Origin of the sequence: Pantoea sp. Fr-CA_6 (assembly GCF_024520895.1) — a bacterium.
GTDB classification, from domain to species: Bacteria; Pseudomonadota; Gammaproteobacteria; order Enterobacterales; family Enterobacteriaceae; genus Pantoea; species Pantoea agglomerans.
Map to the genome: position 1 here is coordinate 22,823 of NZ_JALNPO010000013.1, position 23,585 is coordinate 46,407.

The following is a 23,585-nucleotide window of genomic DNA, read 5'->3' on the forward strand; positions in this document are numbered from 1 at the left end:
TCCGCAGGCTAAAAGCAATCGTTTGCCCGGCAGGGATAAAAAAGCCGAATCAGATGGGGATCATTCAGACGTTGGTATAACGGGTGTTCTCTGGCAGCCAGCGTTCAATCAATGCGCTGGCCTGTTCGGGATAGTGCTGGTGGATGTGGCGCGCCACACGCTGAACTTCAGGCACCATCGCCGCATCGCGCAGCAGGTCGGCCACTTTAAATTCGGCATTGCCGGTCTGACGCGTGCCCAGCAGTTCACCCGGCCCGCGAATCTCCAGATCGAACTGGGCAATGACGAAGCCGTCATTGCTGTCGCGTAGCACCTGTAAACGCTTCTGCGCCGTCTTGCTCAGCGGCGCTTTGTAGAGCAGTACACAGTGTGATGCCACGGCACCACGGCCCACACGGCCCCGCAGCTGATGCAGCTGTGCCAGCCCTAACCGCTCCGGGTTTTCGATGATCATCAGGCTGGCATTCGGCACGTCCACACCAACCTCAATCACGGTCGTCGCCACCAGCAGCTGCAGTTCATTCGCTTTAAACGCCTGCATCACCGCCTGTTTTTCTGCGGGTTTCATGCGGCCATGCACCAGCCCGATGTTTAAGTCGGGCAGCGCCGTTTTCAGGGATTCCCAGCTGGCTTCTGCCGCCTGTGCTTCCAGCAATTCTGACTCTTCAATCAGGGTGCAGACCCAGTAGGCCTGACGCCCTTCGCGGCAGGCATGCTCAACCCGCGCCACAATCTCATCGCGTCGGGTATCGGGGATAGCCACGGTGGTCACCGGTGTACGTCCCGGCGGCAGCTCATCGATGGTTGAGGTATCGAGATCGGCATAAGCGGTCATCGCCAGGGTGCGCGGAATCGGTGTGGCGGTCATGATCAGCTGATGCGGGTGGAAGCCCTGCTCCTCACCTTTCTCCCACAGCGCCAGTCGCTGGTGGACGCCGAACCGGTGCTGCTCATCAATAATGACCAGTGCCAGACCGTTGAACTGCACCTGCTCCTGAAACAGGGCATGTGTGCCCACCACCATCGCCACCTGACCGCTGGCTATCGCTTCCTGCTGTGCCTGGCGGGCTTTGCCTTTCTGTTTTCCGGCCAGCCAGCCCACTTCAATGCCCAGCGGCGCAAACCACTGGCGGAAGTTACTGGCGTGCTGTTCAGCCAGCAGTTCGGTCGGCGCCATCAGGGCAACCTGCTTACCATGTGCGATAACGTTCAGCGCAGAGAGGGCGGCGACCAGTGTCTTACCCGAGCCGACGTCACCCTGCACCAGCCGCATCATCGGAAAGTCATTTGCCAGATCTTTCTCTATCTCCGCCACCACGCGTTTCTGCGCATTGGTCGGTGAAAAGGGCAGCGCTGCCAGCAGCTGGTCGCTAAGGTTGTGCCGGGGAAGCATAGGTAAAGCGTAATAGCGCTGAGCACCGGCGCGTACCGCCAGCATGCTGAGGTTGTGTGCCAGCAGCTCTTCCAGAATCAATCTGCGTTGTGCCGGATGACGACCACTCTCCAGCTCGCTGAGTTTTAGATCGGGTGGTGGACGATGCAGCGTGCGGAGCGCATCTGGCAGGCTGATTAAACCGCCGCTCAGTTCCTGCGGCAGCAGTTCGGCAATCGGGCAGCTCTCCAGCAGCGTCAGTGCCTGATCGGTGAGATTACGCAGCGTGGCCTGCCGAATACCTTCGGTGGTGGGATAAACCGGCGTTAAGGTCTCTTCCAGCGTCACATTGCTCTGTTCGCCCTGGATCCGGTATTCGGGATGGATAATCTCAGCGCCACGCTGACCGCGTTTAATTTCACCATACGCGGTGACGCGCCGGCCCGGCGACAGGTTGTTCTTCATCCCGGCATTGAAATTAAAGAAGCGCATCGTCAGTACGCCGCTGCCATCGCTAATCTGGCACACCATCATCCGGCGGCGACCAAAGGTGATATCTGTGTGCAGCACTTCGCCTTCTACTGTGGCCCAGATACCGGGCAGCAGATCATCAATGGCATAAAGTTGGGTACGATCTTCGTAGCGTAGCGGGAGATGAAGCAGGAGATCCTGAATGGTATGCAGGTCAATTTTGGCCAGCTTTGCCGCCTGGCTGGCACCGACGCCGGTCAGGGTACTGAGCGGGATGGCATCCAGCAGACGGCCTTTCATCTTCTTTTACCGGTCGATTGCATGGTTGCCCACCAGCTGGGATCGGCGTCGACTTCGCCCTGCGCATTGATGCGCGGATAGGGTAAACCTTTCTGTTTTGCGACCCGCGCCAGTACCGGGAATCCGCCTTCGAACAACAGGCGTTGCTGTTCATCTTCGTCCAGCAGGCTGTAGTCGCGCAGGTACAGACCCGCGTTCTGCCGCTGCCGCTGTGCTTCATACAGGATCAGCGCGCAGGCGACCGAGACATTCAGCGACTGCACCATACCCACCATCGGAATCACAATCTGCCGATCGGCCAGCGCCAGCGCTTCTTCGGTGATGCCGGTTTTTTCCTGGCCCATCAGGATGCAGGTCGGAAGGGTATAATCGATCTCACGGAAATCCACGGCATCGGCAGAGAGATGGGTCGCTAAAACCTGCATCTTCTGTTGTTTGAGCTTTTTTACAGCATCGCCGATGGTGGGATGGGTGACCACTTTAACCCAACTGTTGCTTCCGGCAGATGCGGAAGCCTGAGTGCGCATCCGCTGGCTCGGCCAGACGGCATGCACTTCGTGGATGCCGACGGCGTCCGCCGTGCGGATCACTGCGGAAACATTGTGCGGTTTATGCACCTGCTCCATACAGACCGTGAGATCGTGCTGGCGCAGTGCCAGCATCGCCTGAATCCGGGCAAATCGTTGATCGTTCATGCCTAATTACGGTTACGATGGACTTTGATCACATCCGGCATCACGCGAATTTTACGCATGATATTCGCCAGATGGACGCGATCACGTGCGGTCAGGCGGATAAAGGCGCTGTAAACGCGGCCATCACGCTCTTCGGTATTCAGGCTCTGAATATTGGAACCGGCCGTGTTGATTGCCGCCGTCAGGTTAGCCAGTGCGCCCTGATGGTTAAACATGTCGACTTTGATTTCCGCCACGAACTCCTGCTCGGTGACTTTATCCCACTCGACCGGCATGAATTTTTCAGGCTCTTTCTGGTAGCCGCGAATATTCCGACAGGATTCATGATGCACCACCAGCCCTTTGCCGGGACTGACATGGGCAACAATCGGGTCACCGGGAATCGGACGGCAGCATTTGGCGAAGGTAATCAACACGCCATCTGCACCTTTGATCGGCAGTTTACCGCGCTTGCTGTTGCTGCTGATGGCGTTGCTGTCAGCCTGCAACAGGTTCTTCGCCACCACCACGCTCATCGCATTGCCCAGACCGATTTCTGCCAGCAGATCGTCAAGCGAGGTCAGCTTCATACGATCCAGCTCCTGCCTGATATTCTCCGGCGGGATCTCAGCCAGTTTACGGCTGCCGCCCAGCGCATGGCTGAGCAGGCGGCGACCCAGATTGACGGAGTCTTCGCGCTTGAGGTTTTTCAGCAGCTGACGAATTTTTGCGCGGGCTTTGGAGCTGACGACAAAGTTGAGCCAGGCGGCGTTAGGACGGGCGCCTGGCGCGGTGATGATCTCAATCGTCTGACCGCTGGTCAGGGTTTGCGACAGCGGATAAGGCTGGCGGTCAACGCGTGCGCCAACACAGGCATGGCCGATATCGGTGTGGACCGCATAAGCGAAATCCACCGGTGTCGCACCGGTTGGCAGCTCAACAATGCGGCCTTCAGGTGTAAAGACGTAGATCTCATCGGGAAAGAGATCGGACTTCACGCTTTCAATAAATTCAAACGAACTGCCCGCACTCTGTTGCAGCTCCAGCAGGCTTTGCAGCCAGCGCTGAGCGCGAATCTGTGCGGTGGTGCCACTTTCGCCCGCCTGTTTATAAGCCCAGTGCGCAGCGACCCCCATTTCCGCCATCTGATCCATATCCTCGGTGCGAATCTGTACTTCGACCGGCACGCCGTGCGGACCAATCATTGAGGTATGGAGCGATTGATAGCCGTTCGCTTTGGGGATGGCGATGTAATCTTTGACGCGGCCCGGACGCGGTTTATACAAACTGTGCATCTGGCCCAGAACGCGATAGCAGGTATCCAGATCTTTCACGATGACGCGAAAGGCATAGATATCCATGATCGAGTGAAAACGCTGCTCTTTCAGCGTCATTTTGCGGTAAATCGAGTAAAGATGCTTTTCACGCCCGCTGACGCGGCAGGGAATGCCCGCTTCCTGCAAACGGCCGTCGATCTCAGAAAGAATCTTCTGGATCATCTCTTTACGATTACCGCGCGCGGCTTTCACCACCTCTTTAATGACCCGATAACGGTTCGGATAGAGGGCCTCAAAACCGAGCTCTTCCAGCTCTGTTTTAAGATGATGAATACCCAGGCGGTGCGCCAGCGGACTGTAAATCTCTAACGTTTCCAGCGCGATGCGGCGACGTTTGTCCGGGCGTAATGCGCCGAGAGTGCGCATATTGTGGGTGCGGTCAGCCAGCTTGATGAGAATGACGCGGATATCCTGCACCATCGCCATAATCATCTTGCGGAAGTTCTCTGCCTGCGCTTCTTTCTTGTCGCGGAATTTCAGCTTATCCAGCTTGGAAACGCCTTCGACCAGTTCCGCCACGCTTTTACCGAACAGTTGTTCCATGTCCTGGTAAGTGGCAGGCGTATCTTCGATCACGTCATGCAGCAGCGCGGCCATGAGAGTTTCATGGTCGAGCTTCATTTCCGCCAGAATACAGGCCACGGCAACCGGATGGGTGATATAAGGCTCACCGCTGGAGCGTGTCTGTCCCTCGTGGGCATCACGTGCGACAAGGTAGGCTTGCTGGAGGCGCTTGATCTGCTCCTCTGGCAAGTATTTTTCAATCAGTTGATTGAGGCTTTCAAACAGATACAAGGGCGACCTGCAGGTGGCTGTTAACGACGACCTTCAGCGATAGCGGTAACGGCCTGTAACTCAGCGGCTTCCTGCTCTTGCTGTTCCTGACGATCACGCACATCTAAAATCTGATTGGTGACCAAACCTTCTTCGATTTCGCGCAGGGCGATAACGGTAGGTTTATCGTTCTCTTCCGGAACCAGTGGATCTTTGCCGCCTACCTGCATCTGACGTGCACGACGTGCAGCGACCAACACCAGGTCAAAACGATTACCAACTTTTTCTACTGCGTCCTGAACGGTTACGCGTGCCATAGGTGTGCTACTCCACAGATGAAGAAATGACTGCGCATCATACTGAAACTGTATTCAGACTGCCAACAGTTTGCTGATTAAAGCATCGTGACGCGCCTTCTGACGCGCCATACGCAGACGTTCTGCGCGAATAATGGTTTTCAGATCGGACAGCGCCAGATCGAAATCATCATTCACAATTAAATAGTCATACTCGGCGTAGTGGCTCATTTCCGCTACCGCCTGAGCCATGCGACGCGTGATCACCTCTTCGCTGTCCTGGCCACGACCGCGCAGACGGCGATCGAGCTCTTCTTTCGAAGGCGGCAAAACAAAGATGCTGCGTGCGCCAGGCATTTTGGTGCGAATTTGCTGCGCACCCTGCCAGTCGATGTCGAGAAACACGTCAACGCCGGTTGCCAGCACCTGCTCAATAGCATGGCGCGAGGTACCGTAATAGTTGTCGAAAACTTTGGCATGTTCGAGGAAAGCCTCTTCCGCGATCATCTGCTCAAATTCATGCTTCTCAACAAAAAAGTAATGTTCGCCATGGGTTTCACCCGGACGCATACCGCGCGTCGTGTGCGAAACAGAGACCTGCGTATCATACAACGGCTGGGTCTTTAACAGCGCCTGAATCAGGCTGGATTTACCTGCGCCGCTGGGAGCAGAAACAATATAGAGCGTGCCTTGAGCCATGGTTTTCTTGAATTGATTAAAAGCGGAGTCGATTTCCTGCACAGTATACACAGCTTCCCGCCGCCACGCAGCGTTTGCGCAGCGGCAACACCCAACTTTTGCGCATCTTCGCGCAAATCTCTGTCGGACGACTGTAATTATCCCCTGATTGCGACGGCATTCCTTCCATAGCTGAACATCACCTCTGGCTGACGCTGAAGCACCGGTATTGAATGCTGCAAAACGTCAGGAGAGAGATCATGAAAGGATACGGCTGGCCGCTGTTTGCGGCTGCTCTGTGGATCGTCCTATGGCCTGCGCATAGCGCCCTTTGTCCGGTCTGGACTCCCACCCGGGCGACAGAAGAGATCCGTCGTCTGCAACAGCAGCTGCAGCATTGGGATGATGCTTACTATCGTCAGGGGCAGAGTCCGGTGGCTGATGCAGATTATGACAGTCTGCAGCAGCGACTGAATCACTGGCAGCACTGCTTTAACCCTCCGCAGCCCGCTTACGTACCGCAACTGCCGGGTGAGGGTGAGCACCTGCATCCGGTCGCCCACACGGGCGTAAAAAAGATGCGCGACAAGCTGGCCCTGGCTTACTGGATGCAGGGGCGGCACGATCTCTGGGTGCAGCCGAAAGTGGATGGCATTGCCGTTTCCCTGGTTTATCGCCACGGCAGACTGGTTTCACTGTTGAGTCGTGGTGATGGATTACGCGGTGAAGAGTGGCTGGCTAAAGCCGCCTGGATCCCTGCGATTCCGCTGCAGATCGAGACCGGACTTGAAGAGGTTGTGCTACAGGGTGAGCTGTTTCTGTCGATGACCGGTCATCAGCAGGCGGTTGATGGCGGCAGGAATGCGCGCTCACAGGTCGCTGGCGCCATGATGAGCAAGCAGCGGGTTCCTCTGCTGGATTCGCTCGATATTTTTATCTGGGCCTGGCCAGATGGCCCCGCCACGATGACGGAACGCCTTCAGCAACTCAGCCGCTGGGGACTGGGCGTTGCCGCAAAATGGAGCCACAGCGTTAAAGACGAAGAGGAGGTTGCAGCGTGGCGGGAGCGCTGGTTTCATGCTGAGCTGCCCTTTGTCACTGACGGTGTCGTCGTTCATCAGAGCCTGCGACCTGCGGGCAAAAACTGGCTGCCTGGAGAGGGAACATGGGCCGTTGCCTGGAAATATCAGCCTCCGGAAGTCAGCGCTGAAGTGCTCTCCGTCGATTTTCCAGTCGGCCGAACCGGGAAGATAGCCGCGGTACTTAATCTGCAGCCGGTACAGCTGGATGATAAGACGGTCAGGCGGGTCAATGTTGGATCGTTGCGTCGCTGGCAGGAGAGCGATATCGTGGCGGGAGATGTCATCACACTGAGTCTGGCAGGCCAGGGCATTCCCCGGCTGGAGCGGGTGATCTGGCGCGTGGCAGAGCGGCACTATCCTCAGCCTCCCGACGCGTCGCGCTACACGCCGCTGAGTTGTTACACCTTCAGCGCTGAATGCCAGAAGCAGCTACTGGCAAAATTACGCTGGCTCAGTCAGAAAACGGTACTGAATATTCCTGGCGTTGAGCGCAGCACCTGGCTGCACTTACTGGAAACCGGCAGTATGACGCACCTGTTCGGCTGGCTGACGTTAACACCGGAACAGATCGCCGCCGCAACGGGCCTCTCTCGGGAGCGGGCGGGTCAGCTCTGGCACCGTTTTAATCTCACCCGTCAGCAGCCGCTTCGTCGCTGGGTGGATGCCTTAGGTGTTTCACTGCCGCGGAAGGCCCTCAATGCGCTGCCCGATCAGCAGTGGGAGAGCTTAACGCAGCGGGATGTCAGGGACTGGCAAGCTTTACCGGGTGTCGGGGCGGCGCTGGCAAAGCGCCTGGTTACGCAGTTCCATGATGCCCGCCTGCAGACGCTGATCGCTTTTCTGAGACAGCAGGGAATTCCCGCATCCTCAATGCTCGGGATGGGGATAGTTGAAAATCGGCAAACCAAGACGGAAGCGCAGCGCCAGTAAACGGGCGAAGAATCCGAACAACAGGGTAATGATAATCACCGCTTCATGCGCCAGTGTGGTTTTCAGCAGCAGGATATACATCCAGCCAGAGGCGAAAGCGATACCGGCGTAGAGTTCCTTCTGAAACACCAGCGGAATGCGATTACAGAACATGTCACGCAGTACGCCGCCAAAGACGCCGGTAATGACCGCACTTATCGCGGCAATAATCATGGCGTGTCCTGAATCGAGCGCAACCTGCGCGCCGATAATAGAAAAGACCACCAGTCCTAACGCATCGAGCACCAGAAACACTTTGCGAAGATGCGTCATCAGGGGGGCCAGGAAAGTGGTCACTACCGCCGCCGCTGCAACAATCATGATGTATTCGGGATGTTTCACCCAGCCCAGCGGATAGTGACCCAGCAGGATGTCGCGCACCGAACCGCCACCAATGGCGGTCACGGACGCGATAATGATGACACCGAACAGATCCATTTTGCGACGCCCCGCCGCCAGCGCACCCGTCATGGCTTCAGCAGTAATACCAATAATGTAGAGAACGGTCAGTAACATAGCAGACTCCAGTAAGACGGCGGCAAGACTACGGCATTGCTTGAGAGACGGCGCCGAAGATTTTCTGGCGATCGGCGTCCGGGATGAGCGCAGTTTATACCAGCCAGCGCTGGCGTCATCATAGAAAGACTTTTTTGCGAAGGGACTGCGGCAGGTGATTGAAAAAGTTGAAAGGAAACAACGTACAGAGGGTTTGCGCGTTCCGGCGCGGGGTTTTCCGACCCAGGGCGGGCGGTGAACTGACGACGATCGCCAGATAGCCGCTGGTCGAAAACCAGTTTATACAGGAGATAAAAAAGGGCTGGATGCTGCGGGAAAAGAATCGATCAGGTAAATATTGCGACAGACTAAATAAAAAGAAAAGGCGTGCTGGTTAACAGCACGCCAACGCATCGTTTCGGATGCTCAGAGCCCACCATACAGACTTATTTTATTATTTGTTTCTTGCACGAATTTTAGAAAATGCATTCAGGCTAAAACGGTATTCCGGCTGGAACCATGAACGACCGTAGTAGCAGTAAATCAGCATACGAATGGATGCCATCGCCAGGTAACCCCAGATCGCACACAATACTGAAGGGGTCAGCCAGACGGTAAATAAGGTGACGGCAAGTCCGGCTAATACCGAGGAGGTTTCAGCAAAAGCGATACGGGTATATTGTTTTTCGCGCTGTAATATCGCACGGTAATGCTGACCCTGTGGGATGATAATAAACACCACTGAGACCATCTGCAGCATTAATGCCAGTTCAGGCTGATCAAAAAGGCTGGTCAGCAGGTGGCTGCCAGTAAATAACAGACCAAACACCGCGACCCCCATCAACATATTACCCCAGTAGATCGTGGAGAGGTCATTGATAGAGAGAATCGAGCGGCGGATCAGCGTATTTGAGAAGCCCCGATCGGCCAGAGTATCGATAGCCAGTAAAGCTATCACGGCGATCGCCAGCAGATTGAGCTCATTCGCCTGCAGAATCTGCGCCAGCAACGAGAGTTGTAATACGCCGATGCCAATAATTTTGATTGAAGAGAGCAGAGACCATTTTGCGCCATTCAGACTGCTTTCACGTATTGCCATAATATACTCGTTAGAGTCCATCGACTCTGTGAGAATTAAATAGTTGTGTAACGGCAAGGAGAGGTTGCTGTAACACCGTTAGTTAGTGCAATTTTTCCGGCCGAAGTCCTGAAAACGCTTTACAGGCTTGCCATGTTATTATGGGTTCAATCAAATGATGCCTGGATAAAAAAGATATCCCTGGTAAAATTGCTGTTTCGTGTCATGGCGGAATTCCCTGCAGCGAATAAGAATTCCGCCAGATCACGAATAAATCCTGTTATAGTTTTATATTCTCCTGCCAGCATCCTTGCGGCAATCTCAACGCATTCTTTTTCTGATAACAAAGGATACGTTGAGCGGTCCATGACTTTTTTCCTGCTTTATCATTATGGGTATTGCTGTGTGTGGAATGATTTATACATTGTTTTATTTAATTTAACACCATAAGAAAAGTCTGATTACGCGACCGCAGAAATAAATGGTTTCACTTTATGCATGATAAATATTAAATCCCCAGCAGATTGCTAATAAACGATTGTTAATGATTAATGTATGGGTCAGTCAGAAATTGTTTGTGCGGCAAACCAGGAGGCCCGAAATCAGAGGGGGTCGCCTGCCTTTCAGAGGATTTTGCCAGGATTTTTCCTGGCAGCGATGCTTAAGCAGGGTTGGTGATAAATGCGTAAGGATGATGAGTAATCAGATAAGCGCTTTATGCTTTATCGTCGAAAGTTTTTCTATTTTTTTTCATTAACGGCCAGTGATAAATGCAGAGAAAAAGGCGCGCTAAGTCATTGATTTATTGCGTAAGAAGCTGGTTGAGTTTCTCAAGATCGTTGCTAACCCATTCAATATCCTGCTTAAATTTCTCATCTGAAGTAAATGGCTGGCGATAAACCGTTACCATCACCTCGGCGCCCTGTTCGTTTGCTATCACGCGCATCGGTACGAAGATCTCCTTTCCCGAGCCGCTATCAATCCAGTGATCCATTACCCCAAACGGATTATGTGGCGAGAACCGGATCTTCACATTGCCCTGGGGGCCTTTAGCACGCCAGCGATTGCCATCGGGTTCTAACGCACTGTGCGTCAGCCCGGAAGCCCACTTTGGGAAAAACTCTGGCTTCCAGATGGTTTCATAAAGATCTAACCAGTGACGTGGAATCGTCAGGCTCAGAGTGCGAGAGGAGAGCATGTAACCTCCGGTGAATAAGCTAAAAAGGCATTAAAGCATGTGGTCAGGCTTGTTAAAACGTTGTAACAGCAGAAGTGTGGTGTTGAAAGGGTTTCGTACAAATGGCAGACAACGGATGATGCTGTCTGCCACTGACTCAGATGAAATTGCCGCGCGCAGAAACCACATGATCTTCGCTATGGCCGTTAGCGTGCCGCAGAACAAAGCCGTCCGACTGCGCCATCACGGCACAACTGTGATTAGGGAAAATACGCAGCAGCATGCCGACTTCAGGGCGGCGATCCTGATAAAGCAGAAAACCGTGCTCCTCAGATAATTTTGTCACTTCATAAGTCTGACCCGCTTCGTCGGCTGCCACACCAAAGCCGCTGGCATTGGTGCCGTGTGGCCCTTTATCCGAACTCAGCATTTTTGACCCGGCATCCACAATCGCGAAATGATCGTTCACCGCCACGACACGGGTAATGACGCTCATTGCCAGCTGATCGACGTGACTTAATCCGAGACGGCAGGCGGTAAGGTCCAGTAGTGCATAGTTTCCTGGCCGGATTTCATTCATGCAGGGTGCAATCTCTGCTGCCAGCGCCGTAGGCGTTGAACCTACAGAGAGAGGGCAGTCGGTAAAACCAGCCGCCTGCAGTTTTGCCTGTACTCGCTGCATCAATGCCGTTTCCTGCCGGGTGACATCCGCAATGGCCGCGGCATTACCGGCACCATAAGCGTGGCCAGCATGTGACACTAATCCGGCAAAGCGTAACCCTTTGTCCTGCAGCGCCTGAGCAATCAGCACCGCTTCATCTGTATCAGGATTGACACCTATCCGATGTAATCCAACATCAACCTTAATCGCTACCGCCAGGTCGCATTCCGGTTGCTGCTGGCAGGCATCAGCAATAGCCGCCACGCCCTGCAGCCTGTCCGCAATCAGGGTGAGCTTTGCCTGATGAAGCACGGCGTGGCGCAGCAATTCAGCCACGCTTTGCGGTTGCACAATCGGGTAGGCTAATAGCAGATCACGAACACCGCCCTGAATAAAGCTGATGCCTTCGCTGGGCTTAGAGACGGTAACACCCTGTGCACCGGACGCGATCTGACGCTGCGCAATCCAGACGCTTTTATGCGTTTTGATATGGGGTCGCAACGCGACGCCTGCCGCACTGGCTTTGCGCTGCATATGCTGCAGGTTCTGCTCCAGGCGCTCTGCATCCACTTCAATATAGGGCGTAAGGCGATCATCAATCAGCGGACGCTGCCACTGCTGTGTATCGTTGATATCCATAAGATTGTCCGGCATTGACGAGGTAAGAGGATTCATCATTCCTTAATTATCTCTTTGATACCAGCCTGCCGGACGCAGACCGGCGTGCTGAACAGCAGAAACTGTAGAGGTAGCTATAACGGCAGAGGCAGTATGAGAGCACAGCAAACGAGGATGAGAGAGTGGACGTAAAGCAGATGTCGTTCAGCAGATTAAAACAACAAAGCAGGCACGAGGCCTGCTTTATCACTTAACTCAGACGTAGAGCGACTTTTCACCCGGTGGCCGGGTTTTGAAGCGACGATGCAGCCAAAGGTACTGTTCGGGTGCGCGAAGGATCTGATTTTCGATCACTTTGTTCATATAAGCTGCAGCAGCAGCCTCGTCCGTATGAGGATAATTTTCCAGCATCGGTTCGATGATCAAATGGTAGCCATCATTTCCTGGATTACGAATCAGCATAATCGGCACCATCGCTGGCTTCGCCAGACGCGACAGAACAAAAGTCCCGTTAGTCGTGGCGGCTTTTTCCACCGCAAACAGCGGCGCAAAGGTGCTGCCTTTAGGGCCGTAATCCTGGTCAGGCGCAAACCAGACCGATTCACCCTGTTTCAGGGCATTAACCATACCGCGTAGATCACGACGGTCGATCATCGCTTTATTTGAGCGCATCCTGCCTTTAGTCTGCACATACTCCATCGCCTGGTTATTGTGTGGGCGATACATCGCCATCATTGGCTGACAGAGTCCGCTGATGCGGCCGCCCAGCTCCAGTGACATGAAATGTACACCAATCAGCATCACGCCTCGCTTTTCTTTCTGCGCGGCATGCAGGTTTTCCATTCCCGACACTTTAAACAGACGTCTTACCGCACGGTCAGACCAGAACCAGGCAATACCGGTTTCAGCCAGCGCCATCCCAAGCGACGCGAAATTGCCGGCAATCATATGTTCTGTTTTTTCTTCGCTGATGCCCGGAAAGCAGAGTTCGATGTTACGACGGGTAATACGCTCGCGGCGCTGCAGGAAATGGCGAGAGATTTTGCCGGCACCGGCACCGAGACGCATAAGAACAGGATAGGGGAGCTGGACCAGCAGCCAGAGTACGCCAAGGCCAAACCAGGTAAACCAATAACGCGGATGCAGCAGCGAACTGCTAAATTTTCCGGTGTTTTTCATTAACAACCTTCATGGGATAGAGGGATGCATCGCACAAAGAGCACTTCCATGAGTCTTAAGGCGGTACAGCTGTACTGATTTCGACCAACATTTTATCAAAAAGTGCCTTCAAAGAAAGGGAAACTCCGGCATCTACAGGATTGACCTGTTTCATGGAGAGGAGTTAATACCGGCTATAAAAGTACATTAATCATATAAAATCATTATTTTTCAACTGCTTAATCTAAGCCTGAAAGCAGCTTTAATTGTAAGCGAGGCCGTTTCAGGAACAGTCTGGAAATGATTATTTATTTATCTTTACCTGATTCTGATGCTGGCCGCGCTGAAAAAGCGATCAACTGGCGTAAGGAGCTAACCATTTAGGTACTGACTGCGCCTGAGAGGGGAACACAGAGCCGCTTTAGCGCTTTGGTGAGTCGAAAGTACTCGATACTCTGAATCTGAATGGTGATTAATATAAATAATGCATTAATTTCAATATATTAGATTCATGAAATGACTTATTTTTAAAATCTATACTCATATAGCTACCCGCTAAGTTTTATTTCACTCGATACTGATTTCTGAAAGCTTTCAATTAACCTAAATCATTAAGTTTCGTAAATTGTAAAATTTTTCTTTAAGATTTATCTGCTTTCTGGTAAAAAAATAGCGTGGGATGAACAACTCACTTGATGAACAAGGAAGCGTGTAGCAAAAAGCATGTCCTTTAAGTTCGGGACGACCGTAAGGTCTTTCTGGGTGCACTCTGGCGAGCCATGCGAAAGCTAGACCACGGAGTACAGTACACAGTTGGAAAAAGTTAGTGAAGATTGGGTGGATTTTATACTTTTGCGTTGCTTCCTTCGGATTCGACTACCCTTTCTGGCCGTGAGGACGCTAACTTTTATCTAATAAGGATAATATGGCTAGTTCATTCTCATTCAAAGAAACATTTACGCCTATTCAAAGCGTTCAAAGTCTAATAAATCTTCTTGGTGTCAAAGATACCGAAAAGTTTGAGGATTTGATCAGAAACGGTGCTGAGACTTCTTATTATATAAAACCTCCAATTAAGAAAAAGAATGGAGGGGAGAGAATCGTGTATGCGCCAAATAAAATGCTTAAATCATTACTTCGTAAAGTAAACCAAAAAATATTTACTCAAATAAATTACCCTGATTATCTTTTTGGTTCAATTCCTGACAAAGAAAACCCACGTGATTACATACTATGTGCAGAACAGCATTGCAAGGCTAAGGTCTTAATTAAGATAGATATAGAAAATTTTTTTCCTACTATGAGGGAAGAGTACGTCTACAAAATATTCAATAAATTATTGAAATGCTCTGAAGAAGTTGCACAAATATTAACCAAGTTGACAACTTTTGATGGTTATGTCCCACAAGGTGCACCAACAAGCACATACTTAGCAAATTTATACTTTTTTGATAGCGAACCTAAAAAAGTACAACATTTGCGTAATAACGGTTTCCGTTATACACGGTTAATTGACGATATCACTGTATCGCGAGCAACTAAAGAAGGCAGCTGGAAATATGTTGAATCTTTTATTGGTGAATTTATAACTCAAAAGCATCTTTCAATTAATAAAGATAAAACCATTTCAAGATCTTCATCCTCACCTCAACAATTTAAAGTTCATAGCTTGAGTATTGAGGGGGAAAAACCAAAGTTCCCTAGAATTGAAAGATTAAAAATTAAAGACCATGTTCACCGAGTGGTGAAAACAGGGTATGGTAAAGATAATGAAAGAATGAAAAAAAGCTTTCATGATCTCTATTTTTCTGTAAGAGGAAAGATCACGAAATTAAAAAGAGTAGATTGTTCTGATTACCCAATATTTAAAAAAATGTTAAAAAGGCACTGTGATCCTTTACCGGACCATAAAGAAATCATTCGCCTTAATAGAGTCATCTCTAATTTGTCGAGAGATTTTAATTCGTTAGGTGAATCAGAAAGATACAAAAATCGTTACTTTAAAGTTATGTTTAGATTGAGTATTTTAAAAAAATTATACCCAAAAGAAACAAATGAGTTTAAAAAAAGACTTAAATTAATAAGCCCCAAAAAATGATAAATGAATCCAGAGTCACGCTTATTTTATCAATAATGACACTGACTATTACTGTTTTTATATTTATCTCGATGATATTAAGCTCGCTATTTTTATTCTTTAATATTTATATTGGTAATCATTTAACTTTCTGTTTTTCTGAATCTTGCTTTAAATACGCGATAAATTTGTTTGGCACACCACTATCTATACTCAAGCAATCGCTGATATTTATTCCTGTATTTGTTTTTTTTATAGGTTTATATAATTTCAAGCTTTCATTGGTTAACTCAAAATTAAACAACTACATGAATAAAGAAAGGGATTTTTATTCATATATTAAAGAAAATTCTTTTAAGGAAAAGGAATTGTTTGAGTCGCTGGATAAAAAGAAACTGTTCAGTGCTCTGTTTATGAATGATCTTAGATTTAACTTACAAGCAAAAGAGATAATAGAGTCATTTTATCAAAATAGAGGGAGTTATGGTCTTCTAAGTTTGATAAAGGATGAAAAAAAAGAGTCTTATAAAAATAATCTTATAACTATTTCCACGTTTTTTGGGATGACTCTCGAAGAAGAAATCGATATCGAAAGAATGGATGAGATAGTTGATTTGTTGTGTGGTGCTGTAAAAGAAATAGTTTTAATTTGGTTCTGCATTAAAATAAGTAATAAATAAATTATTATATGGTGTGAAATACTATTACTTATCAATATTATTGTGGCTTTTAATTTTTGCATTAGGGCATAAATCGTAACCTTAACTTGATTATAAGTTATTAGAATATTCATTTATAAATTTCTGAGGTTTTTATGTCCAAAAAGATGATGGCACTCAATATATTTTTAGCAGAAGAAAAGTACTCAAGCAAAGATTATAACTTTTTCATTTCAAAAGTGTGTAAAGAGTATCCACTGAATGGGGTTAAAGGAGTCAAGGGAAAGTGTTTTATAAAAGATGTCCAAAATAATACTCCAAAATGGAAAGAGTTTTTTGAAGAGTTTGCTGGAGATAAAATTGATAGCTTAATCACAAGGTCTAGTTCGGCAGTATTAATTATTAAATATAAATCAAGAATATTTGCCATCGCTTTTGGGTATGGGCGAAGTCTACTGGAGCAGTCTTACTTTGTTTCGGATTTTGGTATTAAGTCAGCCTTAAATATGCTAAAGCCTGATTCTCTAAGAAGTGTTGATACATTTACAATCGACGATTCGCCAGTGCAGAAAAAAACTCAAGCCTCTTTAGATACCGAAATTTCAATGTTTGGAGTAGATATATCAAAGGATATTTTAAGATCGGTTACAGGATCCCCGTTAAATGAAGTTTCTTTTAAAAAGATTTGTGGAGGTGATAACTCATTACAAGTAAAGATAGAACTTGAGCCTGAAGAATTAGTAACTTATCTTGAAGAGTGTTTAAGTTACTATGATGGTAAGGAATACTTGGAAAAATTCTCTTGGGTTGATAACTTAAAAAAAGTAAAGAAGCAAAGTACAATTGATGAATTAGATGAAGTTTTGGTAAAGAAAGTTAAAAATAGAAAATATAAAGAAATTAACATTGTTGTGCCAGAAGTGATGACTGATAAGGATATTGAATATTTCAGTTATACAAGGGCTAAAGGGATAAAATCATATAATATAGATAAGTCTGTTTACTTTAACGCTGTCGATTATTCAAATCTTGATATCGATAAAATTAAAAGGGACAGGTTGTACGCATTCAATAACCAGGGTGCCGAAATTGATAGCTATTCAATGTATAAATGTTTTAATTTCGAAGCGACCATAAGAAAAAATAGCTATATGTTGTTTTTGGGTCAATGGTTTGAAATAGAAAAAACTTTCGCTGAGTACGTTGAAAAAGAATTAAGAAATATAAAAACACATACAGAGAGTTTCCCTGATTTAATAAGAACTACAGATGCAAAAACGAACATTGTAAGTCTAGAATCAGAAGGAGATTATAATGCGCGTATAGCTAAGGCTAATAAATATTTATTGATGGACAAAAAATTAGTCAAAAGCAGTAGGACTACGACCTCGATTGAGTTGTGTGATTTAGCTGATGTTAAAAACAAAGTATTAATCCATGCTAAACATCGCAAGGGTGGGTCATCCGGTTTGAGCCATCTTTTCGCGCAGGCAAGCGTTGCCTCTGAATTAATTTTAGGTGATGAAGAGTTTAGAGCGGCAGCAAGAGAAGTAATTGAATCTCATTATGGAAGTGCTGCTAAACGCTTAATACCGGCCAAAAAAATCAATAGCAGTCAATTTGAAATTGTCTTATTAGTTCTCGGTTGTGAGCCAGGTGATTTATTAAAAGGATTACCTTTTTTCAGTAAGGTTAATTTGATAAACATGTATTCAAATCTTACACAACGTGGATTAAAGGTTACTGTTGCCTCTGCGAAATAATTTTTAAGCAAGGGCTAACTCAGCGAAGCTGAGTAGCCTTGCTTTTTCTGCTCTTCGGTTGCAAAAGGTAGAACAACCCCAAACCGTTGACATAATTCAGCTATCGGATATAAATGAATTAGGCATAAGGATTCTGCTTATATTTAGAAAAGCAGTTCCTATGAATAAAATATATCACCCTCCTCTCGCAGAAAATCTACGTATTCACTGCGTCAGCGTCAGGCTTAATAACTCAGAGCTAAATATTTTAGATCAAGAGCGTAAGCAACATGCTAAGGGCGAGTGGCTTCGCATGTGCCTTTTAAAGACCCAACCTCCTGTCGTTCCTGAGATCAACAGAGCGGCATGGAAAATGTTTGGTGAGATAAATCACAGGCTCAATGATATTGTTAGTCACCTGAACGCGAACCAGTCATTTAACCCACTTACTAAAACCGAACTGTTCGCCGTAAAGCGACAAATCAGTGATTACCGCTGATCTATGGAGTATCCCCTCTAATGAAGGGCATACAGAAGATCAAACGAGGTAAGAGCTTTGCAGGTGCTGTCCTATACGCATTGAAACCCGGAACGCACCATAAAACCGATCCGGTTGTTGTCGGCGGAAACATGTTGGGCGCTTCTGCAACTGAGTTGATTGCTGAGTTCAGCGCTTCCGCTTCACTTCGTACAGACATATTGAAACCGGTGTGGCAAAACTCGCTTCGCCTGCCGCCGGGTGAATCCCTCACAGTGAAGCAGTGGGTTATGTTTGCCGACGACTATATGAATCGCATGGGGTTCAGTGAAACGCACCTGCGCTGCTATGTCATACATGACGACGATGCAGGCCAGCACATTCATATCATTGCCAGCAGAGTAGACCTCATTGGTGGAAAGCTTTATCTGGGTAGGAATGAAAACCTTGTGAGTACCCGCATAATCCAGGAGCTTGAGCTGGCATATGACCTGACCAGAACAAAAGATCCCTCTCCTTCACATAGCCCTTCCCCGTCCAGTAAGCGTAAGAGGCTATCACGAAGTGAGGAACAGAAAGAGAAGCGCGAAGGTCAGCCAAGCCCCAAGACGTTCTTACAGAACACTATCGACGAAATCCTTACGAGTGCCAATGATATCTTGGGCTTCGTTGAAGCACTTGCTGAAAACGGTATAACGACCATACCCAACATTTCCTCCACGGGTCGCATGAATGCTTTCTCATTCGAATATGGAGGAATTGCTTTTAAAGCTTCCCAACTGGGGAAGACATACTCATGGGCTAACCTGCAAGCGAAGCTTCGCTACGAACCCGATAGTGACAGTCCTCTACTCTTTGCTTTGAAAGCTTCAGCTATAGGAGGTAATGAGAAGAGTGAATCAGTTACTCAGAGAGCCTGCGATCTCCTCACCGGCTGCTTTAGAGGTAGAGGCTGAGGCAATTACACATTCTCAAGTACATGAAAAAGGAACTGAAGCGCAAACACTCCTCAACATTACGCGAATGCGGAGCGAGCAAACCAGAAGTGCTGACTTCTTCATGACAAGGGTATTGAAATGGCTGCTGAGCATTCCTTACCTGGCCGCTTTCACAGACCTGCTCAAAAAGGCAGGTAAGACGTTTCTCCACCACAAATCCTCATTTTCGATAATTCGTACAGTCCGCTCAGCTGAGCCTGAGTTATCTGAGCCACCTGGCAGCAGCGAAATACTGACTGAAAGCACAGCAGTGCCCTTTCGATAACCTCCTGCCTCAACACAATTTTCAAGCCTAAGTCCTTATTTGAAAAAATAATTAATCGTTTTTACAGATCGATAAGTCAAATGCGATAGTCATTACATATCAAAATAGGATCATCGATCGGTACAAGTGATTTGCTTAAGTTTAGAACTAGTTCAAAAAATGCTTCGTAAAAGCAGTTACCAATCAGCTAGTTATGAATCAAATAACGTCAAAGGTATATAAAATTGACACAGCGGCTTTGAATGGTCAGAAAGTGCGTAAACCTTCTTTCTTTCGTTCTATCAGGTTATGGATTGTTGTACTGGTGATTGTGTGGATACTGACTGATTCAAACCCCAAGGACACTGCAGGGTTCCTGTTCATGTGGACATTACCTGTCTTCTTCTTACTCCTGACAGCATATGTGTCATACACACATAAAAGAGCTAACGCCTCGACTGTCGATTTGCTGAACGTCAATGACAACGGTCTGTGGAGCCATAAGTTCCATGACAGCAAAATGATCATTGATACGAATCGTGAGCTTTTGACGCTTGACGCTTGAAGCTGGTAAGCGCAAGAAAGCTTATAAGTTCACTGACGTCAAAGGCTGGCGATATCACCTTGCTAATGGAGGTGAAATCGTAGCCTTTGATTTAGTTGGAATGGCAGGAGCGAAGGGTCACAACAATCTTACCCGCCTTAAAAACTTCGAGAACTCTGGGTTCTTCATTGAAGTCAAAGACATCGAAATCCCAGAGTGGCAGATCAAATTTCACCCCCGTAAAGGCCGGTTCCACCATGAACGAGGAATCCGGGATACAGAAATGCAGTTGAAGCGGTGGTGTGAAATCTTTGACCAAACTCTCAACAAAACGACAGCAACACAATAATTATCAATATCAAATAAGGGATTAAGAAATGAATAAAATTTCAACAGTTGCAGTTCTGTCTTTGTCAGTTTTGCTCGCTGGTTGCGACAGCGAACCCTCCTCTTCCGAAATCCAGAAAGCTATGCAGGACAACATTGACCATACAAACCAGCAAGCCAGACAGCGTTTCGGTGAGAACGGCAAAGATATGCTTACTACCCTGAACAAAGCTGAGAAGGTTTCATGTAAGGAATCAGAGGCCAAAGGTACATACCTCTGCAAAGTGAATACCGATATAACACTACCATTCATGGGCGAAAAGCAAACCGTAGCTGAATTCAAATTTACGAAGAGTGATGGAAACTGGAAAGTATCACCTTAATTTAATCCAAAAATTAACAATCTCATTTTTCAACGAAATTTCAAAGCACATATTTTATGCGCAAGTGTTAGCACCAGGGAACCATTCAAAAAAATAAAAAACCAGAAGGCTTTCAAATGTGTGTCCGGTTTGTATAGGGCTTAGGTAATGAGTTACAATCAGACTATCGTAAGACAAATGAATGACGCTTATTATGAACAAAATGAAAATCGAAGAAATGCTTGTAAAAGAGGGGTTTACACCAAAAGAAGTCTCTGTGATACGTCAGCATGCTGAGAAAGACGGTTATCCTTATCCCTGGCTCCTTTCACAGTTAAAGAAAAGATTTATAGTTGCAATGGTATTAATAGCAATCCTTCTCTCAGGACTCATTTATACCATTCGCAGTGGTACACAAGAAAACCTTGTTTCGTATTCGATCACGCTTGTAGCAGGTTTCGTTATTTTATATATATTCGTACCTTTAAAACCTGCATTTAAAGCTTACAGATTCATGAAAAAGCATGGTCACTCTTTGTAAGTATCAGAGATTGATTTAATGGCTGAAGCGTCATTATAGACTTCTATGAATAGCTCTTTTCTGCTCATTTCCTTAATACCGCGAACGTAGTCGGTATTAAGAAAATAGTAGAGCCGCCAGGCCTCAGGTTTTTGTACCAGACGCAGGATGCCATAGAGAGACAGTGCCAGGTCCATTGAACTGTATGCTAACTGCCCAACCCTCTGATCGAACCCTAAAAACTCAGCTGTTGCTACATAACCCTGTTTGAGTAATCCCACACTATCAGTTTTGCCATACACCAGGTTCTCAACAGACTCCTGAAACCCGTTGAGTCCATGCAGAACCAACATTCCGCCAAAGGCAGAACCTATGATTGTCCCTGATGCAAGGGAAGCACCAATCACTGATACACCGGCTATTACCTGCATACCGCTTAGCACTACCCCAACGCCATTGATCACATAGCCCCAAAAATCTCCATTCTTGACCAACTGCACCGAAGCATGAACCGCAGCTGTTCCTGCTCTTAGCATTCTGTCCTGAATCGTAAGGTACTCATTTTCCTTTTTGAGATTCTGGATGCATTCCTGGCATTGATCATCAGTGGAGCCAGAACGGATAACGTTAAGCTGAGCGTTAACGAAAGCTTTAACGTTATCCTGGAACTGTAACCTATTAAATCCGTCTTTAAGGTAGATGTGAGAAAGGTGATTAGCATTGCTAAGCAGCTGATTTGCCTCAGCATGAGCCATAGTCAGAAAGTAATCCTTGAATCGGTCTGGTTTCCAGTAGTCCATGACTGTGCCTTTATGTCATTATACGTATCGTTAAGTTTATTTAATCAGATTACCCATCACAGGGAAAGTAAAAGGACCAGCTATGAGTACAGATCTCTTCTTAAAAATTGATGGAATTACAGGTGAATCACCGGACAGTAACCATAAGGGCTGGATTGCTATTGAATCTTTCACATGGGGCGCGAACCAGCCAGGGAACATGTCAGTTGGAGGCGGAGGTGGTGCTGGAAAAGTTCAGTACCGCGATCTCTCGGTTCAAGCCCTGATAGACAAAGCAACTCCAGCAATAATGCGCTATGTCTCTAACGGCAAGCATATTGGTAAGGTAGAGCTATCGGTATGTAAGGCCGGAGGGAGTCAAATCGAGTATTGCCGCATTACGCTTGAAGACGTTCTTATCACCAATGTGATTTTCAATGGCACTACAAATCGTGATTTGATCGGTGTCTCATATCAGTTCCAGGCTTCAAAAGTTAAAACTCAGTACTGGGAGCAATCTGCAAGCGGCGGTAAAGGCGCTGAAAGTCAGTCGGGTTGGAATATTAAAAGCAATCAGGAAAATTAATTTTTCATCTTCAATTAATATTAATAATTTTTAGGATGCAAATTGAATGGCTATAGCGAGTAGAGAACTTTATGATACTGCTAATTTTATTTTAAAATCTAGAAGAATGACAAGTTTTGGGATTACAGGCATTGTTTTTGGAATAATAACTTATGCTCTGTGTTATCTATTGCTGATTCAAAGTATATTCTTACCTAACGATTTAACGAACCCTACAATTGCTACAGCTATCACTGACAAAGAGGCAATGAAGTATTCTGACTCTGCCTTCATGAGCTTAAGAAACTTTAACAATGGGATAAGTGACACCGAGCCTAAGGGTAATATGTTTGCATTCTTGCCAGTAAACCCAGCTGTAACCCTAAGCGTTTATTATAAGTTATCAGAGGATTATGAAACTGACAATAAAACAACATCAGACAAACGCGTAAAAAAATTTAAGTATGAACCAAGCTTTGATTTAAGGTTAAATCGGGGCACATTGATATTTTTCCTGTTCACTGAAATGATTCTGATATGTGTTCTTATTTATATGATTCGACTCAGCAAGAACAAATACACATATAATTATGAAGAGGAAATATTAAGATCATATCATGATGTCATGTTTGGATTTTTAAATTCAGAAGAAGATAGTAAGAACAATTCAGAATCAACTATAAAGAAAGAATGTTTAGTATTGCTTCTTACAAATTTACATTTATTCATTATTCAAATGACTAGGAGACACAATAACAGACCATCCATAATAATTAATGACGAATTAGATTTACAAGATATCTTCTTCTCCTTGTTACTCATTATATTCCCCAACACAAGTAAAGAATATTTTACTACTGAAAAATTAGGTTCTAACTCAAGAATAGATTTTTTTATTCAAGATATACACACTGGTATAGAATTGAAGCATGTGACATCCAGAAAAAACTCCAAGCCCGGTTTATTAGCTGAGCAAATTCTAATTGACATAAAACGTTACCAAGCAAATAAAGATCTAAAAAAGCTAATCTTTCTTATTTATGATCCAGAAATGACGATTCTTGATTTTAATAACGAAACTAAAGAACTGGTTAAAGAGGACGAAGTTGAAATTAAGATTATTTTCTCTCCACCAAGATAGTTAACATGA

At 46.9% G+C, this 23,585-nt stretch carries 23 protein-coding genes; 11 read left to right on the top strand and 12 right to left on the bottom strand.

Annotated features, from left to right (window positions below):
* Positions 1-64 precede the first annotated feature (64 nt).
* Genes recG through gmk form a run of 5 tightly spaced genes read right to left on the bottom strand, consistent with a single transcriptional unit; the run spans position 65 to position 5,923 of the window.
* Positions 65-2,143 carry an ATP-dependent DNA helicase RecG gene (gene recG / locus NR201_RS18925; protein ID WP_010258417.1) on the bottom strand — a complete coding sequence of 693 codons (2,079 nt, stop codon included), beginning with the start codon at positions 2,141-2,143 and terminating at the stop codon, positions 65-67.
* The gene (trmH, locus tag NR201_RS18930) at positions 2,140-2,838 is read right to left on the bottom strand and encodes a tRNA (guanosine(18)-2'-O)-methyltransferase TrmH (RefSeq protein ID WP_010258414.1); all 699 of its coding nucleotides are present in this window, start codon (positions 2,836-2,838) and stop codon (positions 2,140-2,142) included. Before trmH ends, recG begins: the two co-directional genes overlap by 4 nt.
* Before the next feature lie 2 nt (positions 2,839-2,840).
* Complete coding sequence (gene spoT / locus NR201_RS18935; RefSeq protein ID WP_010258411.1) at positions 2,841-4,949, bottom strand: bifunctional GTP diphosphokinase/guanosine-3',5'-bis pyrophosphate 3'-pyrophosphohydrolase; 2,109 nt, start codon at positions 4,947-4,949, stop codon at positions 2,841-2,843.
* 20 nt (positions 4,950-4,969) lie between these two features.
* Positions 4,970-5,245: a DNA-directed RNA polymerase subunit omega gene (gene rpoZ / locus NR201_RS18940; protein WP_003851346.1), complete on the bottom strand. Its 276-nt coding sequence runs from the start codon at positions 5,243-5,245 to the stop codon at positions 4,970-4,972.
* Between the two features lie 54 nt (positions 5,246-5,299).
* Complete coding sequence (gene gmk / locus NR201_RS18945; protein ID WP_010258405.1) at positions 5,300-5,923, bottom strand: guanylate kinase; 624 nt, start codon at positions 5,921-5,923, stop codon at positions 5,300-5,302.
* Between the two features lie 239 nt (positions 5,924-6,162).
* Between gmk and ligB the strand changes: the two genes are divergently transcribed.
* Positions 6,163-7,914, top strand: coding sequence for an NAD-dependent DNA ligase LigB (ligB, locus tag NR201_RS18950; protein WP_256850071.1), 1,752 nt, complete (start codon positions 6,163-6,165; stop codon positions 7,912-7,914).
* Here ligB and NR201_RS18955 read toward each other — a convergent pair.
* The 6 genes from NR201_RS18955 to lpxP form a co-directional block, all read right to left on the bottom strand.
* Positions 7,852-8,469, bottom strand: a complete 618-nt coding sequence (locus tag NR201_RS18955; RefSeq protein ID WP_010258398.1) for a trimeric intracellular cation channel family protein — start codon at positions 8,467-8,469, stop codon at positions 7,852-7,854. The two genes, ligB and NR201_RS18955, sit on opposite strands and share 63 nt — an antisense overlap.
* Before the next feature lie 433 nt (positions 8,470-8,902).
* The gene (locus NR201_RS18960; RefSeq protein ID WP_010258395.1) at positions 8,903-9,547 is read right to left on the bottom strand and encodes an oligosaccharide flippase family protein; all 645 of its coding nucleotides are present in this window, start codon (positions 9,545-9,547) and stop codon (positions 8,903-8,905) included.
* Positions 9,548-9,693: 146 nt separating this feature from the next.
* The gene (locus tag NR201_RS18965) at positions 9,694-9,894 is read right to left on the bottom strand and encodes a hypothetical protein (protein ID WP_256850072.1); all 201 of its coding nucleotides are present in this window, start codon (positions 9,892-9,894) and stop codon (positions 9,694-9,696) included.
* 434 nt (positions 9,895-10,328) lie between these two features.
* Positions 10,329-10,724: a polyketide cyclase gene (locus tag NR201_RS18970; protein WP_187492200.1), complete on the bottom strand. Its 396-nt coding sequence runs from the start codon at positions 10,722-10,724 to the stop codon at positions 10,329-10,331.
* Positions 10,725-10,860: 136 nt separating this feature from the next.
* Positions 10,861-12,003 carry an alanine racemase gene (locus tag NR201_RS18975; RefSeq protein WP_256850079.1) on the bottom strand — a complete coding sequence of 381 codons (1,143 nt, stop codon included), beginning with the start codon at positions 12,001-12,003 and terminating at the stop codon, positions 10,861-10,863.
* A 234-nt stretch (positions 12,004-12,237) separates the two neighbouring features.
* Positions 12,238-13,161: a kdo(2)-lipid IV(A) palmitoleoyltransferase gene (lpxP, locus tag NR201_RS18980; RefSeq protein WP_022624898.1), complete on the bottom strand. Its 924-nt coding sequence runs from the start codon at positions 13,159-13,161 to the stop codon at positions 12,238-12,240.
* Between the two features lie 904 nt (positions 13,162-14,065).
* Between lpxP and NR201_RS18985 the strand changes: the two genes are divergently transcribed.
* The 8 genes from NR201_RS18985 (at position 14,066) to NR201_RS19020 (ending at position 21,112) form a co-directional block, all read left to right on the top strand.
* Complete coding sequence (locus NR201_RS18985; RefSeq protein WP_222939268.1) at positions 14,066-15,238, top strand: reverse transcriptase family protein; 1,173 nt, start codon at positions 14,066-14,068, stop codon at positions 15,236-15,238.
* A 35-nt stretch (positions 15,239-15,273) separates the two neighbouring features.
* A complete protein-coding gene (locus NR201_RS18990; protein WP_256850080.1) occupies positions 15,274-15,897 on the top strand; it encodes a retron Ec48 family effector membrane protein in 624 nt (207 codons plus the stop codon).
* 134 nt (positions 15,898-16,031) lie between these two features.
* Entirely contained in the window at positions 16,032-17,639 is a 1,608-nt protein-coding gene (locus NR201_RS18995; protein WP_061901916.1) for a TIGR04141 family sporadically distributed protein, read from the top strand.
* A 160-nt stretch (positions 17,640-17,799) separates the two neighbouring features.
* Positions 17,800-18,117 (top strand): hypothetical protein, encoded by a 318-nt coding sequence (locus NR201_RS19000; RefSeq protein ID WP_061901917.1) that lies wholly within the window; start codon positions 17,800-17,802, stop codon positions 18,115-18,117.
* 20 nt (positions 18,118-18,137) lie between these two features.
* Positions 18,138-19,052, top strand: a complete 915-nt coding sequence (locus NR201_RS19005) for a relaxase/mobilization nuclease domain-containing protein (RefSeq protein WP_222939267.1) — start codon at positions 18,138-18,140, stop codon at positions 19,050-19,052.
* An 840-nt stretch (positions 19,053-19,892) separates the two neighbouring features.
* Complete coding sequence (locus NR201_RS19010; RefSeq protein ID WP_187515578.1) at positions 19,893-20,231, top strand: DUF4755 domain-containing protein; 339 nt, start codon at positions 19,893-19,895, stop codon at positions 20,229-20,231.
* 28 nt (positions 20,232-20,259) lie between these two features.
* Positions 20,260-20,592 carry a hypothetical protein gene (locus NR201_RS19015; RefSeq protein WP_061901921.1) on the top strand — a complete coding sequence of 111 codons (333 nt, stop codon included), beginning with the start codon at positions 20,260-20,262 and terminating at the stop codon, positions 20,590-20,592.
* A gap of 202 nt (positions 20,593-20,794) precedes the next feature.
* Positions 20,795-21,112: a hypothetical protein gene (locus NR201_RS19020; RefSeq protein ID WP_161487092.1), complete on the top strand. Its 318-nt coding sequence runs from the start codon at positions 20,795-20,797 to the stop codon at positions 21,110-21,112.
* Here NR201_RS19020 and NR201_RS19025 read toward each other — a convergent pair.
* Positions 21,100-21,891 carry a DUF4225 domain-containing protein gene (locus tag NR201_RS19025; protein WP_061901923.1) on the bottom strand — a complete coding sequence of 264 codons (792 nt, stop codon included), beginning with the start codon at positions 21,889-21,891 and terminating at the stop codon, positions 21,100-21,102. The two genes, NR201_RS19020 and NR201_RS19025, sit on opposite strands and share 13 nt — an antisense overlap.
* Before the next feature lie 82 nt (positions 21,892-21,973).
* On the opposite strand from NR201_RS19025, the gene NR201_RS19030 reads away from it, so the two are divergent.
* Positions 21,974-22,456 carry a type VI secretion system tube protein Hcp gene (locus tag NR201_RS19030; RefSeq protein ID WP_061901924.1) on the top strand — a complete coding sequence of 161 codons (483 nt, stop codon included), beginning with the start codon at positions 21,974-21,976 and terminating at the stop codon, positions 22,454-22,456.
* A 46-nt stretch (positions 22,457-22,502) separates the two neighbouring features.
* Positions 22,503-23,576, top strand: coding sequence for a hypothetical protein (locus NR201_RS19035; RefSeq protein WP_187515577.1), 1,074 nt, complete (start codon positions 22,503-22,505; stop codon positions 23,574-23,576).
* The last annotated feature ends 9 nt before the right edge of the window (positions 23,577-23,585 follow it).

Excerpts from the sequence above, each read along its gene's own strand:
- recG (WP_010258417.1), bottom strand. The coding sequence starts at position 2,143 with ATGAAAGGCCGTCTGCTGGATGCCATCCCGCTCAGTACCCTGACCGGC.
- trmH (WP_010258414.1), bottom strand. The coding sequence starts at position 2,838 with ATGAACGATCAACGATTTGCCCGGATTCAGGCGATGCTGGCACTGCGC.
- rpoZ (WP_003851346.1), bottom strand. The coding sequence starts at position 5,245 with ATGGCACGCGTAACCGTTCAGGACGCAGTAGAAAAAGTTGGTAATCGT.
- gmk (WP_010258405.1), bottom strand. The coding sequence starts at position 5,923 with ATGGCTCAAGGCACGCTCTATATTGTTTCTGCTCCCAGCGGCGCAGGT.
- ligB (WP_256850071.1), top strand. The coding sequence starts at position 6,163 with ATGAAAGGATACGGCTGGCCGCTGTTTGCGGCTGCTCTGTGGATCGTC.
- NR201_RS18955 (WP_010258398.1), bottom strand. The coding sequence starts at position 8,469 with ATGTTACTGACCGTTCTCTACATTATTGGTATTACTGCTGAAGCCATG.
- NR201_RS18960 (WP_010258395.1), bottom strand. The coding sequence starts at position 9,547 with ATGGCAATACGTGAAAGCAGTCTGAATGGCGCAAAATGGTCTCTGCTC.
- NR201_RS18965 (WP_256850072.1), bottom strand. The coding sequence starts at position 9,894 with ATGGACCGCTCAACGTATCCTTTGTTATCAGAAAAAGAATGCGTTGAG.
- NR201_RS18970 (WP_187492200.1), bottom strand. The coding sequence starts at position 10,724 with ATGCTCTCCTCTCGCACTCTGAGCCTGACGATTCCACGTCACTGGTTA.
- NR201_RS18975 (WP_256850079.1), bottom strand. The coding sequence starts at position 12,003 with ATGGATATCAACGATACACAGCAGTGGCAGCGTCCGCTGATTGATGAT.
- lpxP (WP_022624898.1), bottom strand. The coding sequence starts at position 13,161 with ATGAAAAACACCGGAAAATTTAGCAGTTCGCTGCTGCATCCGCGTTAT.
- NR201_RS18985 (WP_222939268.1), top strand. The coding sequence starts at position 14,066 with ATGGCTAGTTCATTCTCATTCAAAGAAACATTTACGCCTATTCAAAGC.
- NR201_RS18990 (WP_256850080.1), top strand. The coding sequence starts at position 15,274 with ATGACACTGACTATTACTGTTTTTATATTTATCTCGATGATATTAAGC.
- NR201_RS18995 (WP_061901916.1), top strand. The coding sequence starts at position 16,032 with ATGTCCAAAAAGATGATGGCACTCAATATATTTTTAGCAGAAGAAAAG.
- NR201_RS19000 (WP_061901917.1), top strand. The coding sequence starts at position 17,800 with ATGAATAAAATATATCACCCTCCTCTCGCAGAAAATCTACGTATTCAC.
- NR201_RS19005 (WP_222939267.1), top strand. The coding sequence starts at position 18,138 with ATGAAGGGCATACAGAAGATCAAACGAGGTAAGAGCTTTGCAGGTGCT.
- NR201_RS19015 (WP_061901921.1), top strand. The coding sequence starts at position 20,260 with ATGAATAAAATTTCAACAGTTGCAGTTCTGTCTTTGTCAGTTTTGCTC.
- NR201_RS19020 (WP_161487092.1), top strand. The coding sequence starts at position 20,795 with ATGAAAATCGAAGAAATGCTTGTAAAAGAGGGGTTTACACCAAAAGAA.
- NR201_RS19025 (WP_061901923.1), bottom strand. The coding sequence starts at position 21,891 with ATGGACTACTGGAAACCAGACCGATTCAAGGATTACTTTCTGACTATG.
- NR201_RS19030 (WP_061901924.1), top strand. The coding sequence starts at position 21,974 with ATGAGTACAGATCTCTTCTTAAAAATTGATGGAATTACAGGTGAATCA.
- NR201_RS19035 (WP_187515577.1), top strand. The coding sequence starts at position 22,503 with ATGGCTATAGCGAGTAGAGAACTTTATGATACTGCTAATTTTATTTTA.